Raw genomic sequence first — 16596 nt, 5'->3', positions numbered from 1 at the left:
CCCAGGTGTCGTGCGTTCGCCGATCAGCCGGCCGACGCGGAGTCGGCGAACGGCAGCGATGGCGTGTCGAAGCAGCTGTGGTTGCCGGTGTGGCAGGCCGCACCCACCTGGTCGACCACGAGCAGCAGGGTGTCACCGTCACAGTCGACGCGCACATCGTGGACGTACTGGGTGTGCCCGCTGGTCTCCCCCTTGACCCAGTACTGCTGCCGTGACCGGGAGTAGTAGGTGGCCTTGCGGGTGGCCAGGGTGCGTTCGAGTGCGGTGTCGTCCATCCACGCCATCATCAGCACGATGCCGGTCTCGCGCTCCTGCGCGATCGCGGCGAACAGACCGTCGTCGTTGCGCTTGAGCTTCGCCGACAACTCGGGGTCGAGGGCCATCGGATCAGACCTCCAGTCCGGTGTCGCGGGCGGTGCGGACGGTGATGCCCGCGGCGGCCATCGAGTCCTTGACCTGCCCGATGGTGAGCTCGCCGAAGTGGAAGACCGACGCGGCGAGTACGGCGTCGGCACCGGCGGAGACCGCCGGCGGGAAATGCTCGACCGCACCGGCGCCACCGCTGGCGATCACCGGGACGGCCACGGCCGCACGCACCGCCGCGAGCATCTTCAGGTCGAAGCCCTGTTTGGTGCCGTCGGCGTCCATCGAGTTGAGCAGGATCTCCCCCACTCCGAGTTCCTCACCGCGCCTTGCCCATTCGACAGCGTCGATGCCGGTGCCCTTCCGTCCGCCGTGGGTGGTGACCTCCCAGCCGGACGGGGTGGGTGCGTCGCCGTCCGGGACGGTGCGCGCATCCACCGACAGCACGATGCACTGTGATCCGAAGCGACGGCTCATCTCGTCGAGCACCTCGGGACGGGCGATGGCCGCGGTGTTGACACTGACCTTGTCGGCGCCGGCCCGCAGCATGGTGTCGACGTCGTCGACGGTACGGATACCGCCGCCCACGGTGAGCGGGATGAAGATCTGCTCGGCGGTGCGGCGCACCACGTCGAGCATCGTCGAGCGACCCGAACTCGACGCGGTGACGTCGAGGAAGGTGAGCTCGTCGGCCCCCTCGGCGTCGTAGCGTGCGGCGAGTTCCACCGGATCACCGGCGTCGCGCAGGTTCTGGAAGTTGACGCCCTTGACCACCCGGCCGTCGTCGACGTCCAGGCAGGGAATGACACGTACCGCCAAAGTCATCGGGTCTGTTCCTCCTCATCGAGATCGTCCCGACCTGACCAGTCCCCGTCGATCACCTCGTCGATGACGGCCATCACCTCACGGTGGATGCCGGGTGCACCGGCCACCAGCGACGGTGACGTGACCGTCCACGGGTTGCCGGCCAGGTCGGTGGCCACGCCACCGGCGGCGGCCACGAGTGCGGCTCCCGCCGCGTTGTCCCAGGGGTGACGGCCGAAGGCGATCGCGGCACCGAAGGCACCGCACGCCGCATACGCCATGTCGGCACCGGTGCTGCCGGTCATCCGTACCCGGGCGACACGTCCGGACAGGGCGCGCAGCAGGTCGGCGCGACGGGCACCGGCGTACCGCCCGCCGTGTGCGGCGTTGAACGCACCGAAGGCGATCGCCGCCTCCGACAGCCGGGCCGGTGGTTGCACCAGTGCCGGTTCACCGTTGCACAGCAGCGGGCCGTCGACGTGTCCGGCGAACCGTTGTCCCGACAACGGCATCCAGGTCAGGCCCAGCACGCTGCGACCCTCCACCAGCAGCGCGAGCAGGATGCCCGTGAACGGGATGCCTGCGGAGTAGTTGAAGGTGCCGTCGACCGGGTCGAGCACCCACACCACCCCCTCGTCGACCGGTGGTCCGCCGAACTCCTCGCCGTGTACCGCGATACCGGTGCGGTCGGCGAGCTCGGCGGAGATACGTCGTTCCAGGTCGAGATCGACCTGGGTGGCGAAGTCGGTGCGGCCCTTGCTGACCGCGCTCGGTGCGCCGAGCCCGGCGACGAACTCGGCACTGACGCCGTCGAGGATGCCACCGGCGATGTGCAGCAGCCGGGGCAGATCCAGGTCGGTGCCGATGGTCACCGTCCGCCGACCGCCTGCAGCGCCTCCGGGAGGGTGAACCGGCCGGCGTAGAGCGCCTTGCCGACGATCGCTCCCTCGACGCCCTGGTCGACCAGGCCGGAGATGGCGACGAGGTCGTCGATCGCCGAGACACCGCCGGACGCCACGATCGGGGCGTCGGTGGCCGCGGCGACCTCGCCGAGCAGTTCCAGGTTGGGCCCGGCGAGGGTGCCGTCCTTGGAGACGTCGGTGACGACGTAGCGGGCGCAGCCGTCGCGGTTGAGTCGTTCGAGGACCTCCCACAGGTCACCGCCGTCGGTGACCCAGCCGCGGCCGCGCAGCCGGTAGGAGGAGCCGTCGCGGATCACGTCGAGGCCGACGGCGATCCGGTCGCCGTGGCGGGCGATCGCGCGGGCACACCATTCGGGGTTCTCGAGTGCGGCGGTACCCAGGTTGACGCGGGTGCAGCCGGTGGCGAGGGCGGCCTCGAGCGAGTCGTCGTCGCGGATGCCGCCGGACAGCTCCACCTTGACGTCGAGCTCGCCGACCACCTCGGCCAGCAGGGCCCGGTTGTCGCCGCGACCGAAGGCGGCATCGAGATCCACGAGGTGAATCCACTCGGCGCCGTCACGCTGCCAGGCCAGTGCCGCCTCGCGCGGCGAACCGTAGGAGGTCTCGGTGCCCGCGGCACCTTGCACCAGACGGACGGCCTGACCGTCGGCGACGTCGACGGCGGGCAGGAGTTCGAGGGTGTTACCCATGAATCGGTAGGTCCTTTGCTGATTTCCGTTGGGTGGTAACGGGTCTGATGGATGTCAGGTGGCCGGTAGCTGACCGCGGGCGCGCATGGCGGCCTCGGCCTTGCCGATCTGTCGTTTCGAGACCGTGCCGATCGTGGCGATCATCAAGATCACGGTGACCAGTGCGGCGATGAGTCCGGCGACGGAATTCCAGTGCGCGAGCACCAGGATGATGGGCACGCACACCACCAGCACCAGCACTCCCGAGCCCAGCACATACAGGACGAACTTGCCGTAGGAGAACCGGTAGGGCGTGTTTCCGTCACCGGCGCCGGTCATGCCAGGCTCCCGATCCAGTTCCGCAGGAGTTGCGCTCCGGCATCGCCCGACTTCTCCGGATGGAACTGGGTCGCGCTCAGCGGCCCGTTCTCGATGGCGGCCAAGAACTTTCCGCCGTAGTCGGCCCAGGTCAGGGCGGGTGCCCGCAGCGCGGTGCCGTCGTTGTCCATGGTCCATTCCTGCGCCGCGTAGGAGTGCACGAAATAGAACCGCGTGTCGGCGTCGAGTCCGGCGAACAACACCGAATCCTCCGGCGCGGCAACGGTGTTCCAGCCCATGTGCGGCAGCACCGGGGCGTGCAGCCGGGTGACCGCACCGGGCCACTCGCCGCATCCGTCGGCCTCCACACCGAATTCGACGCCTTGCTCGAAGAGGATCTGCATGCCCACACAGATGCCGAGCACCGGCCGTCCACCGGCCAGCCGGCGGCCGATGATCCGGTCGCCCTTGACCGCCCGCAGACCCTCCATGCAGGCGGCGAAGGCACCCACACCGGGGACCACGAGGCCGTCGGCGTCGAGCGCGGTGTCGAAGTCGCTGGTCACGGTGACGTCGCCGCCGACCCGTTCGAGGGCGCGGTGCGCCGAGCGCAGGTTGCCGCTGCCGTAGTCGAGCAGCGCGATACTCGGGGCGCTCACAGTGCCCCCTTGGTGGACGGGATTCCGCTGGTGCGCGGGTCGTACTCGGTGGCCTCACGCAGCGCCCGGGCGAGGGCCTTGAACTCGGCCTCGGTGATGTGGTGCTGGTCGCGCCCGTAGAGCACGCGCACGTGCAATGCGATGCGGGCGTTCAGGGCGATCGACTCGAACACGTGCCGGTTGATCACCGTCGAGTACGGCACCCCCGGGTAGCCGCCGATCACCGCGGCCAGCATGTGTTCGGGCTCGCCGGTGTGCACGCAGTACGGCCGGCCGGAGACGTCGACGACGGCATGGGCGAGGGTCTCGTCCATCGGGATGAAGCAGTCGCCGAAGCGGCGGATGCCCTTCTTGTCGCCGAGGGCCTGGCCGAGCGCCTGGCCGAGGACGATGGCGGTGTCCTCGATGGTGTGGTGGCCCTCGACCTCGATGTCACCCTCGGCCTTGACGGTGAGGTCGAAGCTGCCGTGTGCACCGAACGCGGTGAGCATGTGGTCGTAGAACGGGATACCGGTGGAGATGTCGGTCTTGCCGGTGCCGTCGAGGTTCAACTCGACGGTGATCGACGATTCCTTGGTGGTGCGCTCGATCCGCGCGATACGCGGTGCGGGCTGCTGTCCTGAGGTCACTTACCCCTTCTCTCCCAGGTCGGTGGCGGCGAGCTGACGGCTGACGTCGAGGAACGCATCGTTCTCGGCGCGCAGGCCGATGGTGACGCGCAGATGGCCGGGGATTCCGACATCGCGGATGAGCACCCCGTTGTCGAGGTAGCGGCGCCAGGAGGCCGGGGCGTCGGTGAACCGGCCGAACAGCACGAAGTTGGCGTCGGACTCCGCCACGTCGAAGCCGGCGGCGGCCAGTTCGGCCACCACCCGCTTGCGTTCGGCGACGATGGTCGCGACCCCGGCGAGGGTCTCGGTGGAATGCCGCAGTGCCGCGCGCGCGGCGGCCTGGGTCAGCACCGACAGGTGGTAGGGCAGGCGCACCAGTTGCAGCGCCTCGACGATCGCCGGTGAGGCGGCCAGATATCCCAGGCGACCGCCGGCGAAGGCGAAGGCCTTGCTCATGGTGCGGCTGACGACGACCTTGGCCGGGTACTCGTCGATCAGTTCGACGGCGCTCGGCTGTTCGGAGAACTCGCCGTACGCCTCGTCGACGATCACGATGCCGGGTGCGGCCTCGACGATCGCCCGAAGTCCGGCGTTCGGGATGGAGGCGCCGGTCGGGTTGTTCGGCGAGGTCACGAAGACGACGTCGGGACGGGTCGCGACGATCTCGGTGACGGCGTACTCGATGTCGAGGCCGAAGTGGGCGTCGCGCTTGGCCTCGAGCCACCGGGTGTCGGTGCCGTCGGAGATGATCGGATGCATCGAGTACGACGGGACGAAGCCCAGTGCCGAGCGTCCGGGACCGCCGAAGGCCTGCAGCAGCTGTTGCAGGATCTCGTTGGAACCGTTTGCCGCCCAGACGTTCTCGACCGAGAGCGACACACCGGTCGCGCGGGTGAGGTACGCGGCGAGCTCGGTACGCAGGGCCACCGCGTCGCGGTCGGGGTAACGGTGCAGTTCCTGTGCCGCCGCCCGCGCAGACTCGGCGACGTCGGCGATCAGCTGCTCCGACGGCGGGTGCGGGTTCTCGTTGGTGTTGAGAATGACCGGAACCCGCAATTGCGGTGCACCGTAGGCACTCTTGCCGCGCAGGTTGTCGCGCAACGGCAGATCGTCGACGGTGATCGATGCGCCCGGGACGGCCGGGGTGGTCACTGCGTCGCTGGATGCGGTCACCGGCTCGTCACCTCACCGGCGAAGCGTCGGGTGATGGCATCGCCGTGCGCGGGCAGGTCCTCGGCCTGGGCGAGGGTGACGACCTTGGCGGCGACGTCGCGCAGTGCGGCCTCGTCGTAGTCGATGACGTGAACACCCTTGAGGAAGGTCTGCACCGACAGGCCGGACGCGAAGCGCGCCGAACCCGAGGTCGGCAGGACGTGATTGGACCCGGCACAGTAGTCGCCGAGGCTGACCGGCGCGTAGTTGCCGACGAAGATGGCGCCGGCATTGTGTACGCGGTCGGCGACCGCGGCGGCGTCGGCGGTCTGGATCTCGAGGTGTTCGGCGGCGTAGGCGTCGACCACGGCGAGTCCGGCCTCGAGATCGTCGACGAGGACGATGCCCGACTGGGCACCGGCCAGTGCAGTGGCCACGCGGTCGCGGTGCTTGGTCTGGGCGACCTGGTCGACGAGTGCGGCGTCGACAGCGTCGGCGAGCTCGATGCTGTCGGTGACGAGCACCGACGCGGCGAGCACGTCGTGCTCGGCCTGGCTGATCAGGTCGGCGGCGACGAGTTCGGGGACGGCGGTGGAGTCGGCGAGGATCGCGATCTCGGTGGGGCCGGCCTCGGAGTCGATGCCCACCACGCCACGGCACAGTCGCTTGGCGGCGGTGACGTAGATGTTGCCCGGTCCGGTGATCAGGTCGACCGGGTCGAGCACACCGCCGGCGGTGTCGGCGGCTGCGGTGTCGACGCCACCGTAGGTGAGCAGCGCGATGCCCTGGGCACCGCCGCAGGCCCACACCTCGTCGACGCCGAGCAGCGCACAGGCGGCGAGGATGGTCGGGTGCGGCCAGCCGCCGAAGTCCTTCTGCGGCGGCGAGGCGACGACGAGCGAACCGACGCCCGCCTCCTGGGCCGGGACGACGTTCATGATCACCGACGACGGGTACACCGCGTTGCCGCCGGGAACGTACAGACCGACGCGACGGACCGGAATCCACTTCTCGCTGACCACGCCACCATCGACCACCTGGGTGCGGCTGGTCTCGCGGCGCTGGTCGGCGTGCACGGCGCGGGCACGGATGATGGATTCGCGCAGCGCATCGGCGACGGCCGGGTCGAGGCCGGCCAGGGCATCGGCGATGACCTGCGCCGGAACCCGCACCGAGGCGGGTTTGACGCCGTCGAACTTCTCGCCGTACTCCAGGGCGGCATCGGCACCACGCTCGGCGACCGAATGGACCACCGGCGCCACCGTGTCGAGTACGGCGTTGACGTCGGTGCCCCCGCGGGGCAGCGCACGACGCAGCTCAGCGAGCGTCGGGGTGCTACCGCGCAGGTCGGTTCGGGCGAGCATGAGTCTCTCCTGGTCTGGGTGGGGTTTTACCCTCCTAGTTTACGGGTCGGGCACCACCGGGTTTCCCACACGGTGGCGACGGCGGTTCGCGGTCTACGACGGGACGACTTCACCGGGTTCGTGAAGCCGTCCACAATGTGGCGTCGGACGGCGTGCGGAGGGGAGGATCCGCACCGGTTCGGGACGCTGTGCAGGTTCTGGCGCGCAGATCGATCCCCGCGTCGACGGCAGGCAGTCCGACGGTCCGGATGCCGGACGCACCGTATGGCACCCGCCGGACGCCCATCCGCGCACGGTGGTCGACCATTGATTCGGCCGCGGTCCGACATGGCGATTGTCGGGTCCCCGACACTCCACGAAGTGGTCGAGAACCCGACACCACGTGGACTATCCACACCGCGCACGGCACGACGCCAGGTTCTGGCAGGTCTCGATCAGACGGTCACACCGAATGCCGCCCGACGGTGTCCACGCGCCGGATGCGCTTCGGGGAGGTACGGCCCGTTGCCGGGAAAGATCTTTTCCCGCAACGTTCCCGGCCGGTAGCGATCCTGCATGATCCCGCGGCGTTCGAGTTCGGGGGCGACATGGTCGACGAAGTCCTCGAAGGTGCCCGGCGACACCACGTACTGGACGTTCATCCCACCGACGCCGGCATCCTGCCAGGCCTCGATGTGGTCGGCGATCTGTTCCGGGGTGCCCACCACCCGCAGGTTGCCGTACCAGCGGACCAGCTCACCGATGGTGAAGCGATCGTTCGGCGACATCGCGATGAGTTGCCCGACGACGCCTTCCTTTCCTTCGGGCCGTTTGGCGATCTCACCGATCGGCTCGTTCGGGTCGAGTTGGCCGAAGTCGTATCCGAGGAAGACGCTCTGCTTGGCGAGGTGGGCGTCGATGCTCTGGAAGTCGGTGATCTCCTCCTGCAATCGCTTGGCCTCGGCCTCCGTGCTGCCGACGACGAAACCGAGGATGCCGAACAGCACCACGCTCGCCGGATCACGCCCGTGACGTGCCGCGGCGGCCCGGACGTCGGCGACGACGGGTGCGGCCTCCTGCGGACTCAACGCATTGATGAACAATGCCTCCGCGTTGCGGCCGGCGAAGTCACGTCCGCGCGCGGACACCCCGGCCTGCACGAGAAACGGTGTGCGCTGCGGCGACGGTTCACACAGATGCGGGCCGACGACGTCGTAATAGGGCCCGGTGTGATCGATGCGATGGATCTTGGCCGGGTCGTTGTATCGGCCGGTCGCGGCGTCGGCGATGACGGCGTCGTCCTCCCAGGACGCCTCCCACAACTTGTAGACGACGTCGACGAAGTCGTCTGCGCGCGCATACCGTTCGGCGTGGTCGGGCAATCCGGCGAACCCCAGGTTGCGGCCCGCACCGGGCAGGAACGTGGTGACGATGTTCCAGGCGATCCGTCCGCGGGTGAGGTGATCGAGCGACGACATCTTGCGCGCGAAGGCATACGGCGGTTCCTGCAGGATGTTCTGGGTCAGGACGAAACCCAGGTCGTCGGTGGCGTGGGCCAGGGCGGGGATCAGGGTGCCGGGATCGTTGACCGGGAACTGCATTCCACTCGAGATGGCCCGCTCGCTGCTGTCACCGAAGGTGTCGTACGGGGCGAGCACATCGGCGAAGAACAGCGTGTCGAAATGGCCACGCTCGAGCAGGCGTGCGACGTCCACCCAGTAGTCGACCGAGTTGTATTCGCGCTGACGGCTTCCCGGCCATGCCCACATCCCCTGGTCGTGATGGGAGACGGTGAACATGTTGAACGCGTTGAAGATCATCCGAGGACGTGCCACGGTCATCGCTCCTGCGCGCCGACGCCGAGGACGTCGCTGCCGATGATGGTCGCCAGCACCTCGGTGGAGTGTGCCATCAGCTGCCCGGCCTGCGCATCGCGGTGATGTCGCTGGATGGGTGAGGTCTTGAGGAAGCCGGTGCCGCCACCGATCCGCACGCCGAGACCGGCGACCTCCACGGCCACCTTGTTGGCGAGATACTTGGCCCGGTTCAGGTCCGGGAAGAACGCCGGGTCATGTGCATCGGCCTCACGCAATGCCTTGTCGTAGAGGGCATGTGCGGCAGTCAGTTTGATCTCGGCGTCGGCGACGGCGTGCTGGACCCACTGCTGGTGCGACAACGGCGCACCGGCGATCTCACGACCTCGAGCGTGTGCGATCAGGGCGGCGAGCGCGGCGTCGGCGATCCCCAGCGAGATGGCCGGCAGCGCCGCGGGGATCGCGGCGAAGTCGGTGGGGCCCGGAACCCGGCCGCGCTTGTCCGCGGCGAGCAGCGTGTCGTCGAAGGACACCAGCTGACTGCGGGTGGCGCGCAGGCCCAGCGTGTCCCAGATCGGCACGAACGTCACCGAGTCGTCGGGGATCACGGCGAAGTACGCGGGTGCGCCGTCCACACGTGCATTGACCAGCAGATAGTCGGCGATCTCACTGCCCGAGACGAATCGCTTGGCACCGCTGAGTGTCCAGCCGCCGTCGGCGGGCTGCGCATCCTGCTGCGGGTTGAGGAAGGCGTTGCCGGTGGCGGGCTCCGACAGCGCATTGGCGAATCGTCGACCGGCCAGGAACTGCTCGGCGAAGAACGAACCGAGGGTGTCGCGGGTCAGTTCGGCCAGCCCCACCCCGGCACCGGTGTGCATCGCCCAGATCGTGGCGGTGGCCGCATCGCCCTGCGCGATGGCCCGGACGATGGCGCCGAAGGCCCGGTAGGACAGTCCCTCTCCGCCGACCGCGGCCGGCAGCACCGCGGCGGTCAGCCCGGCATCGTGCAGGGCGTCGAGATTCGCGACATTGATCTCGGCGCGCTCGTCGTGGTCGGGGGCGAGCTTCGCGAACTGCTCGGCCAGCCCGATCACGGTGTCGATGTGGCCGCGTTCGCGGTCGTCGACGGAATCGCGTGCCTCGCCGATGAATCCGACGGTCATGAGAGTGCCTCCTGTGGTTGATCTGGATGAGAGTGCTTGTCGTTCCCGGTGACCGGGGGTTTCGTGTCACCGGTGTTGCCGGAGGGTCGGGTCGCAGCCGGGGGCGGCCGGCGCCGCAGCCGGCCGCCCACCCCACGCCCGGACGCCGCGACGCAGAGGACGGCGAGGGCCACCGCATAGGGCAGTCCCTGATAGAGCTCCACCGGAAGACCCAGGTCACGGGTCTGGGCCAGCAGCGCCAGGCTGTTGAAGAACGCGAATCCCAGGGCGCCGATCACCAGTCCCCCGGGACGTCCCCGGGCGACGATCACCACTGCCAGGGCGATGAATCCGACGCCGCCGGTCATACCCGGCGAGAAGGTGCCGATGCTGCCGAGCGAGACCACCGCACCGCCGAGCCCGGCGCAGCCGCCGGCGAACACCGCTGCCGTACACAGCGTCGCCGACGGTGAGATCCCGCGGTCCCGGGCGACCTCGGGTGCCGCGCCGACCGCGGTCAGCCGCAACCCCGCGCGGGTGTTGCGCAGGAACCAGCCGACGACCACCACCAGGACCAGTGATGCGTAGAAGAACAGTCCGGCATGCGCCAGTCCCCGACCGACCAGCGGAAGGTGTTCCAGCAGCGGGAGCGTCAGGACCGGCTGGGTGGGCACGGTGCGGTTGACCGCCCCGGCCGGCGAGAGCCACTGGTAGATGAACACCGACAGCCCGGTGGTGATGGTGCCCACCGCGACGCCCACCACCACGATGTCGGCGCGGACGATCGCATGGGCGAAGCCGAGGACGCCGCCGGCGAGCACGCCGGCCAGCAGGGCGAACAGCAGGCCCACCCAGACACCGCCGACGCGGGCGCCGACCACCCCGGTGGCCGCACCGAGCAGCATCATGCCCTCGATGCCGACGTTGAACCCGCCGGCCCGTTCGAAGACGATCTCGCCGACACCGGCGACGATGATCGGTGCCGACAGCCCGATCGCGCCGGCGATCACCACGGTCCAGAACTCGATCGCGCTCATCCGACCGGCTCCTCGATCGGGGTCGCCGTCGGCGTGGCCGCACCGCGCGGGGTCCGACGGGCGGTGTACATCACCGTGCCGACGAGTGCGGCGGTCAGCAGCAGGATGCCCTGCGAGACGGTGCCGATCGCGGCAGGTGTGGTTCCGGTGGCGAATTGCACTCCGGCCGAGCCGGTTCCGAGTGATGCGTAGAAGACCGCGGCGACCACGATGCCGATCGGGTGGAACCGGCCGAGCACGGCGACGGCGACTGCCGAGAATCCCAGCCCCGCAGTGATGTTCGGTTCGAGGCGGCCGGTCACCCCGGCCAGTTGCACCCATCCGGCGGCACCGGCCGCAGCACCGGACACCACGAACGCGACGAGGATCGCCCGGCCGTGCCCGAGACCGGCGCGCGAGGCCAGCGCCGGCCTCGTCCGGTGCACGTCGAGCAGGAAGGCAGCGCCGGTCCGGTGGAACCACAGCCCCGCCGCGACGGCGGCGACGACCAGGAGCACCCCGGCATGCAGATGTCCGGGGACCGGGAGCAACGGCAGCATCGACGATCCCGGGATCGGAGCGCTCTGCGGACTCGAGTTGGACTGCGGATCGCGTAACGACGTCCGCAGCAGATATGCCAGCACGGCGACGGCGACATAGTTCATGAGCAGGGTGAACAGGATCTCGTTGACGTTCCACCGCCACTTCGCGAACGCCGGCGGGAGCGCCCACAGCACGCCGCCGACGGCACCGGCGACGACGCCGAGCACCAACGCCACCGGGTGCGGTACGGCCTCGCCGAGTCCCGATGCGACGGCGGTGGCCGCGATCGCCCCGACGATCACCTGCCCTTCACCGCCGATGCTGATCACCCCGGTGCGCAATGCCACCGCGGCGCCCAGTGCGACGAGGGTCAGGGTGGTCGCGTTCTGGATGGTCTGGGTGGCCGCATAGCTGCTGCCGAATGCGCCGTCGAACCATCCGATCAGTGCGGTGTCCAGGTAGGCGCCGGACGACAGGATCAGCGCCACGACCACTCCGACGCCACCGGCGACATACAGTGCGGTCTGGACGTGGAGACGGGCCCGGGGCGCGGCGAACCGATCGACGAGGACCCCACCGAACACGCTCATGCGGCCCCCTCGGTCACGCCCGCCATCGCCCGGCCCACCCGGGTCGGCGAGTACTGCCCGATGCCGAACTCGTCGACGATGCGCCCGCGAGAGATGACCAGGATGTGGTCGGCGAGTTCGCGGACCTCGTCGATGTCGGCGGAGATCAGCAGGATGCCGGTGCCGCGATCGGCCGCGGCGCGGATCTCGGCGCGAATGGCCACCGCGGCACGCGGATCGAGTCCCTGGGTGGGACCGTGCAGGACGGCCACCACCGGGTTCGCATCGAGTTCGCGCCCGACCACCAGCTTCTGCCGATTGCCGCCCGAGAGTGCGCCGACCCGCACCGTCGACGATGCCGGCCGCACATCGTGTCGCCGCATCAGGGTGTCGGTGAACGTGCGGATCGCCGGCCAGTCGAGAGTGCTGACCCGGGTGCGGAATCCGCCGCGCCCCAGGGTCCGCAGGATCGCCGAGTGTGCCGCGTCGGCGTCGGGTAGCAGCGCCTCGTCCCGCTCCTCGGGCACATAGGACACCGTGTCGCGCCGGGCGGCGTCGCCGGTGAGCGGCCGGTCGGCCACGCGGACGCTCCCCGTCGTCGGCGTCACCAGTCCGGCGGCGACCTCGGCGAGGATGCGTTGACCGTTGCCGCCCACCCCGACGACGCCCACGATCTCCCCGCCGTGCACGGTGATGTCCACGCCGGCAAGACCTTTGGACCCGGCGGTCCCGACCTCTGTCAGCGACAGCACCGGCGCGGTCCGGGGTGCCACCGTCCGCACCGGTTCGGTACGGTCGTCCTGTTCACCGATCATCGCCGCGACCAGACGCTCGTCGGAGATGTCGGTCATCGCCCCCGACAGCGTCACCCGTCCGCGGGTGAGAACGGTGACGTCGTCGGCCACCGCACGCACCTCGTCGATCCGATGGGTGATCAGCAGCACCGCGGTGCCGGAGTCGGCCAGCGTGCGGATGGTGTCGAACAGGGCCTCGGTCTCGTGTGGCCCGAGCGCCGAGGTCGGCTCGTCGAGCAACAGGATCCGCGCACCGCGTGCCAGTGCCATCGCCAGCTCCCCCTGTTGCCGTTGCGCGAGTTCGAGTTCGGCGACGGGCGTGTCGACCGGGATCCGCAGACCGGCACGCTCGGCGACGCCGGTCAGTTCTCGGGCGGCCCGGCCACGGTCGGCACGGAACCGGTCACCGGCCAGGATGTGGTTCTCGGCGAGGGTGAGGTCACCGATCAGGCTCAGCTGTTGCATCACCGTGCCGATGCCGTGGTCGATACCGTCGCGCCGGTGACGCAGGCGAACCGGGCCGGCATCGATCAGCACGCTTCCGGCGTCGGGATGTTCGGCGCCCGAGAGGATCTTGAGGGCGGTGGACTTGCCCGCACCGTTCTCCCCGACCAGCGCGTGGACCCGGCCCGCCCGCACCGCGAGGTCGACGCCGCACAGTGCGACCTGGTGACCGAACCGTCTGGTCACCGCACGGAGTTCGATACCGGTCACGAGATCGGCGGGATGGTGACCTTGCCACTGGCCAGATCGGCGGCCAGCTGCCGGGTCTGGGCCTCGAGGTCGGCGGGCAGTCCGGGTGCGGCGGCGACGCGGTGGTAGCCGGTGAACACCAGGCCGTGGTTGGCGATGGTCGAGGTGTAGCCGTGGTTGCCGAAGGTACCGGCCTCGACGCGGCCGACCGCCTCGGTGAGGGTCGGCGTGAAGTCCAGTGCCACCGAACCGATGTTGACCTCGGCCGCATCGGACGAGGAGGTGGCCGATGCGCCGATGGTCGCCACGCCCGCCTCCTTGGCCGCGGCGATGACACCCGAGGTGTAGCCCTCGGCGCCGGTGACGATCAGCTTGGCGCCCGCCGCGATCTGGGCCTTGGTGGCCTGATTCGCCAGCGCCGGGTCCTCCCAGCTGCCGGTGAAAACCGGCTTGAGCTCGGTGGCACCGGGATTGGTGGTCTTCAGACCCACCGAGAAGGCCTTGTAGGTGACCTCGTTGAAGGGTGCGAGTTGCCCGTCGACGACGGCGGTCGGCGACAGACCGGCCTTGCCCGCGACCCAGCCGAGCAGGTAGCCCTGCTGATCGCTGGCATAGGTCCACGTCTCCACATTGGCCGTGGTCTTGGCGAGGATGTCGGCCGACCCGGTGGCCAGGAAGTGCGACTGCGGGAACTCCTCGGCCGCCGAGAACACCGAGTTCGCGAAGTCCAGGCCCCAGCCGATGATCAGGTCGTAGCCGTCGGCGGCGTACTGGCGCAATGCGGCCTGCGCGTCGGCGTCGGTGTGCACCGACTCACGGACCTGGGCGGTGACCTTGTCGTCCTTCTCGAGGTTGTGCACGGCGTCGGCACCGTACTGGTTGAACCCGCCGTCGTTGGCCAGGCCGCCCAGGATGATCGCCACCTTCGGCGCCGACGAGGTGTCGGCCCCGCTGTCCGGTGAACATGCGGTGGCCACCATCGCGACGGCGGCGAGCAGACTCGCCAGGATTGCTCTGATCCTCATGTGCACCACGTCCTCTGGGGTTCTCGTTGCCGGCCGACGGGATGCGGGACCCGATCGTCGGCGACTTGTTGACAAGTGGACATCCTGAGAGGTCGGGCCCGGAGGCGACAGGGGAAGAACCACAGTGAATCAAACGACCAGTTCGGTTTGACCTGCAGAACTCGGCGATGCTAGAGGCAGCCGGCCGATGCCTCCACCTCGGTTCGCAACACCGGTTCCCGGACTTGTTGATAAGTCCGGCGATCTCGGTAGAGTCTCTGCGCATGACCAAATCCGCCGTGGCACAACGCGTCGACGAAGCCTGGATCCGCGCCCTGCCCAAGGCCGAGGTGCACATCCACCTGGAGGGGTCGCTGGGACTGGCCGATCTCCTCGGCCTGGCCAAGGCCGCAGGTGCGCAACTCCCCTTCCCGGCCGACCGGCTGTTCGGCGGGGCGACCGCCGGTGCCGGCGACGGCGCCGAGACCGGGCTGAGTTCCTTTCTGCGCTTCCTGGATTGGGGATGCGGACTGGTCGCCACACCCGAGCAGGCGTCGTCGCTGGCCTACCGGTTCGCCGCGCGCCAGACCGCATCCGGGATCCGGTACACCGATGTGATCGTCAACCCCGGACATTGGGGACAGTGGACCGATCGGGTTCCGGCGCTCTTCGCCGCCTTCGCCGACGGCTTCGACGAAGCCCGTGCCGACGGCCTGGCCGAGGTCAACACGTGCGTGTCGTTGTCCCGGGGGCAGTCCGCGTCCTCGGCCCGCGAACTGGTCGAACAGATCACCGAATCCCGGCCGCCACGGGTGGTCGCCTTGTCCATCGACGGCGACGAGCATCGGTCGGGACCGGTGAGTCACCGCTTCGCGGAGGCATTCTCGCTGGCGCGAGACCGGGGCCTGCGGCGGACGGTCCATGCCGGAGAGTCGTCGGGACCCGAGGGCGTGCGCGATGCGCTCGACCATCTGCACGCCGAACGCATCGACCACGGAGTCCGGGCGGTCGAGGACCCGGAGCTCGTCGGCCGGCTGCGCGATCAGCAGATCCCGCTGGGGGTGTGTCCGCGATCGAATGTGGCACTCGGGCTGTATCCGTCATGGGAGGTGCACCCGTTCCGGCATTTGCGCCAGGCCGGGGTCGCGGTCACGCTGAACACCGACGACCCGGCCGTCCTCGGCACCTCGCTGGAAACCGATTGGTCTGTGTCATCCCAGATCTGGGGTCTCGACCGATCCGAGCTCCGCGATCTCGCGCGGACGTCGGTGACGGCGAGCTTCGCCGACGACGATCTCACGAACCGGCTGCTCGCCGAGATCGACGCGATCGACGTCAGCGAGGCGTCGGAGAATGGCTAGCCGCACCGGTTCGGTATCCGACGACGCAGCCTCCCACGGGCGGATCACCCGGGAACTGCTGCGCCTGGCCCGCGATGCCTCCGCCGACCGGGTACCGCTGGCGGGCGAGATGGACCTGGTGGACCGCCTCCACTGCACCCGCCAGCAGCTGCGCAAGGCGATGGCGGATCTGGAACGGCAGGGCCTGCTGCGACGCCGGCAGGGCGCGGCGACCGTGGTCGACCCGCTGGCGCTGCGGATGAGTGTGCGGCTCGAGGATCAGTTCGAGCACACCGAACTACTCGAGCGGCTCGGCTACGAGGCCCGCGTCGAGATCGTCGCCGAGACCTGGGGTTCACTCCCCGCCGACGTCGCCGCACTCCTCGACTGCGACCCGGGCGCCCCCTGTGTGCACACCACCAAACGATGGTTCGCCGACGACCTGCCGGTGATGATCGCCACGGGGTACCTGCTCGTCCCCGACGCCGAGCCGACGCGACTCGACGATTCGGTGTTCACCGCCGTCGCCCAGGCGTGGGGCGAATCGCTGGTCTGGGAGGTGGCCACCCCGGGGGCCGACGTGCTCGACGCGGAATCGGCGGCATTGCTGGACATGTCGGCCGGAGATCCGGTGATGACCCTGGAACTGATCGGGGTCGCCGCGAGCGGTCGCCGACTGTTCTACGCCTCGGAACTGCACCGCCCCGACATCGTCCGCTATTCGCTGGTGCGCACGGTCCGTCCGCCCTGGCAGGCGGGACCGTCGATGACCTCGTGACCCTTGCCAGGCGATCGGCGCACGACCTATGGTGAACGCGACCCGAACTTAAGTATGGCTAC

Annotated in this window: 17 protein-coding genes; 2 read left to right on the top strand and 15 right to left on the bottom strand. The window is 69.5% G+C overall.

Annotation, left to right across the window (positions count from 1 at the left end):
• Positions 1-23 precede the first annotated feature (23 nt).
• The 15 genes from hisI to Q9K23_RS23585 all read right to left on the bottom strand — a co-directional run bounded on the left by hisI (position 24) and on the right by Q9K23_RS23585 (position 14437).
• Positions 24-383: a phosphoribosyl-AMP cyclohydrolase gene (gene hisI / locus Q9K23_RS23655; RefSeq protein WP_053777802.1), complete on the bottom strand. Its 360-nt coding sequence runs from the start codon at positions 381-383 to the stop codon at positions 24-26.
• A 4-nt stretch (positions 384-387) separates the two neighbouring features.
• Positions 388-1188 carry an imidazole glycerol phosphate synthase subunit HisF gene (gene hisF, locus Q9K23_RS23650; RefSeq protein ID WP_053777801.1) on the bottom strand — a complete coding sequence of 267 codons (801 nt, stop codon included), beginning with the start codon at positions 1186-1188 and terminating at the stop codon, positions 388-390.
• The gene (locus tag Q9K23_RS23645) at positions 1185-2039 is read right to left on the bottom strand and encodes an inositol monophosphatase (protein WP_053777800.1); all 855 of its coding nucleotides are present in this window, start codon (positions 2037-2039) and stop codon (positions 1185-1187) included. The genes hisF and Q9K23_RS23645 overlap by 4 nt, the downstream gene beginning before the upstream one ends.
• Positions 2036-2779, bottom strand: a complete 744-nt coding sequence (gene priA, locus Q9K23_RS23640) for a bifunctional 1-(5-phosphoribosyl)-5-((5-phosphoribosylamino)methylideneamino)imidazole-4-carboxamide isomerase/phosphoribosylanthranilate isomerase PriA (RefSeq protein ID WP_053777799.1) — start codon at positions 2777-2779, stop codon at positions 2036-2038. Before priA ends, Q9K23_RS23645 begins: the two co-directional genes overlap by 4 nt.
• Before the next feature lie 54 nt (positions 2780-2833).
• On the bottom strand, positions 2834-3097 hold the full coding sequence (locus tag Q9K23_RS23635; protein ID WP_020794280.1) for a hypothetical protein: 264 nt from the start codon (positions 3095-3097) through the stop codon (positions 2834-2836).
• Positions 3094-3735: an imidazole glycerol phosphate synthase subunit HisH gene (gene hisH, locus Q9K23_RS23630; RefSeq protein WP_053777798.1), complete on the bottom strand. Its 642-nt coding sequence runs from the start codon at positions 3733-3735 to the stop codon at positions 3094-3096. Before hisH ends, Q9K23_RS23635 begins: the two co-directional genes overlap by 4 nt.
• Positions 3732-4364 (bottom strand): imidazoleglycerol-phosphate dehydratase HisB, encoded by a 633-nt coding sequence (hisB, locus tag Q9K23_RS23625; RefSeq protein ID WP_020792190.1) that lies wholly within the window; start codon positions 4362-4364, stop codon positions 3732-3734. The genes hisH and hisB overlap by 4 nt, the downstream gene beginning before the upstream one ends.
• The gene (locus Q9K23_RS23620) at positions 4365-5519 is read right to left on the bottom strand and encodes a histidinol-phosphate transaminase (protein ID WP_053777797.1); all 1155 of its coding nucleotides are present in this window, start codon (positions 5517-5519) and stop codon (positions 4365-4367) included.
• On the bottom strand, positions 5516-6862 hold the full coding sequence (gene hisD / locus Q9K23_RS23615; protein ID WP_020792192.1) for a histidinol dehydrogenase: 1347 nt from the start codon (positions 6860-6862) through the stop codon (positions 5516-5518). Before hisD ends, Q9K23_RS23620 begins: the two co-directional genes overlap by 4 nt.
• 434 nt (positions 6863-7296) lie before the next feature.
• Positions 7297-8682 (bottom strand): NtaA/DmoA family FMN-dependent monooxygenase, encoded by a 1386-nt coding sequence (locus Q9K23_RS23610; protein WP_020792193.1) that lies wholly within the window; start codon positions 8680-8682, stop codon positions 7297-7299.
• Entirely contained in the window at positions 8679-9818 is a 1140-nt protein-coding gene (locus tag Q9K23_RS23605) for an acyl-CoA dehydrogenase family protein (protein ID WP_053777796.1), read from the bottom strand. Before Q9K23_RS23605 ends, Q9K23_RS23610 begins: the two co-directional genes overlap by 4 nt.
• Positions 9815-10834, bottom strand: a complete 1020-nt coding sequence (locus tag Q9K23_RS23600; RefSeq protein WP_053777795.1) for an ABC transporter permease — start codon at positions 10832-10834, stop codon at positions 9815-9817. The genes Q9K23_RS23605 and Q9K23_RS23600 overlap by 4 nt, the downstream gene beginning before the upstream one ends.
• On the bottom strand, positions 10831-11946 hold the full coding sequence (locus Q9K23_RS23595) for an ABC transporter permease (RefSeq protein ID WP_082365963.1): 1116 nt from the start codon (positions 11944-11946) through the stop codon (positions 10831-10833). The genes Q9K23_RS23600 and Q9K23_RS23595 overlap by 4 nt, the downstream gene beginning before the upstream one ends.
• Entirely contained in the window at positions 11943-13433 is a 1491-nt protein-coding gene (locus Q9K23_RS23590) for an ATP-binding cassette domain-containing protein (RefSeq protein ID WP_053777793.1), read from the bottom strand. The genes Q9K23_RS23595 and Q9K23_RS23590 overlap by 4 nt, the downstream gene beginning before the upstream one ends.
• The gene (locus Q9K23_RS23585) at positions 13430-14437 is read right to left on the bottom strand and encodes a BMP family ABC transporter substrate-binding protein (protein ID WP_152972807.1); all 1008 of its coding nucleotides are present in this window, start codon (positions 14435-14437) and stop codon (positions 13430-13432) included. Before Q9K23_RS23585 ends, Q9K23_RS23590 begins: the two co-directional genes overlap by 4 nt.
• A 263-nt stretch (positions 14438-14700) precedes the next feature.
• Between Q9K23_RS23585 and add the strand changes: the two genes are divergently transcribed.
• A complete protein-coding gene (gene add, locus Q9K23_RS23580) occupies positions 14701-15777 on the top strand; it encodes an adenosine deaminase (RefSeq protein ID WP_053777791.1) in 1077 nt (358 codons plus the stop codon).
• A complete protein-coding gene (locus Q9K23_RS23575; protein WP_020792300.1) occupies positions 15770-16534 on the top strand; it encodes a GntR family transcriptional regulator in 765 nt (254 codons plus the stop codon). The genes add and Q9K23_RS23575 overlap by 8 nt, the downstream gene beginning before the upstream one ends.
• The last annotated feature ends 62 nt before the right edge of the window (positions 16535-16596 follow it).

It is taken from the genome of Gordonia sp. NB41Y (assembly GCF_030718915.1).
Lineage (GTDB): Bacteria > Actinomycetota > Actinomycetes > Mycobacteriales > Mycobacteriaceae > Gordonia > Gordonia desulfuricans.
The sequence above is the reverse complement of the archived record's forward strand: the minus strand, read 5'-3'. Positions and strand labels throughout refer to the sequence as shown.

Bases quoted from the DNA above. Each gene is read 5' to 3' on its own strand.
- hisI (WP_053777802.1), bottom strand. From the start codon at position 383: ATGGCCCTCGACCCCGAGTTGTCGGCGAAGCTCAAGCGCAACGACGAC.
- hisF (WP_053777801.1), bottom strand. From the start codon at position 1,188: ATGACTTTGGCGGTACGTGTCATTCCCTGCCTGGACGTCGACGACGGC.
- priA (WP_053777799.1), bottom strand. From the start codon at position 2,779: ATGGGTAACACCCTCGAACTCCTGCCCGCCGTCGACGTCGCCGACGGT.
- Q9K23_RS23635 (WP_020794280.1), bottom strand. From the start codon at position 3,097: ATGACCGGCGCCGGTGACGGAAACACGCCCTACCGGTTCTCCTACGGC.
- hisD (WP_020792192.1), bottom strand. From the start codon at position 6,862: ATGCTCGCCCGAACCGACCTGCGCGGTAGCACCCCGACGCTCGCTGAG.
- Q9K23_RS23610 (WP_020792193.1), bottom strand. From the start codon at position 8,682: ATGACCGTGGCACGTCCTCGGATGATCTTCAACGCGTTCAACATGTTC.
- Q9K23_RS23605 (WP_053777796.1), bottom strand. From the start codon at position 9,818: ATGACCGTCGGATTCATCGGCGAGGCACGCGATTCCGTCGACGACCGC.
- Q9K23_RS23600 (WP_053777795.1), bottom strand. From the start codon at position 10,834: ATGAGCGCGATCGAGTTCTGGACCGTGGTGATCGCCGGCGCGATCGGG.
- Q9K23_RS23595 (WP_082365963.1), bottom strand. From the start codon at position 11,946: ATGAGCGTGTTCGGTGGGGTCCTCGTCGATCGGTTCGCCGCGCCCCGG.
- Q9K23_RS23585 (WP_152972807.1), bottom strand. From the start codon at position 14,437: ATGAGGATCAGAGCAATCCTGGCGAGTCTGCTCGCCGCCGTCGCGATG.
- add (WP_053777791.1), top strand. From the start codon at position 14,701: ATGACCAAATCCGCCGTGGCACAACGCGTCGACGAAGCCTGGATCCGC.
- Q9K23_RS23575 (WP_020792300.1), top strand. From the start codon at position 15,770: ATGGCTAGCCGCACCGGTTCGGTATCCGACGACGCAGCCTCCCACGGG.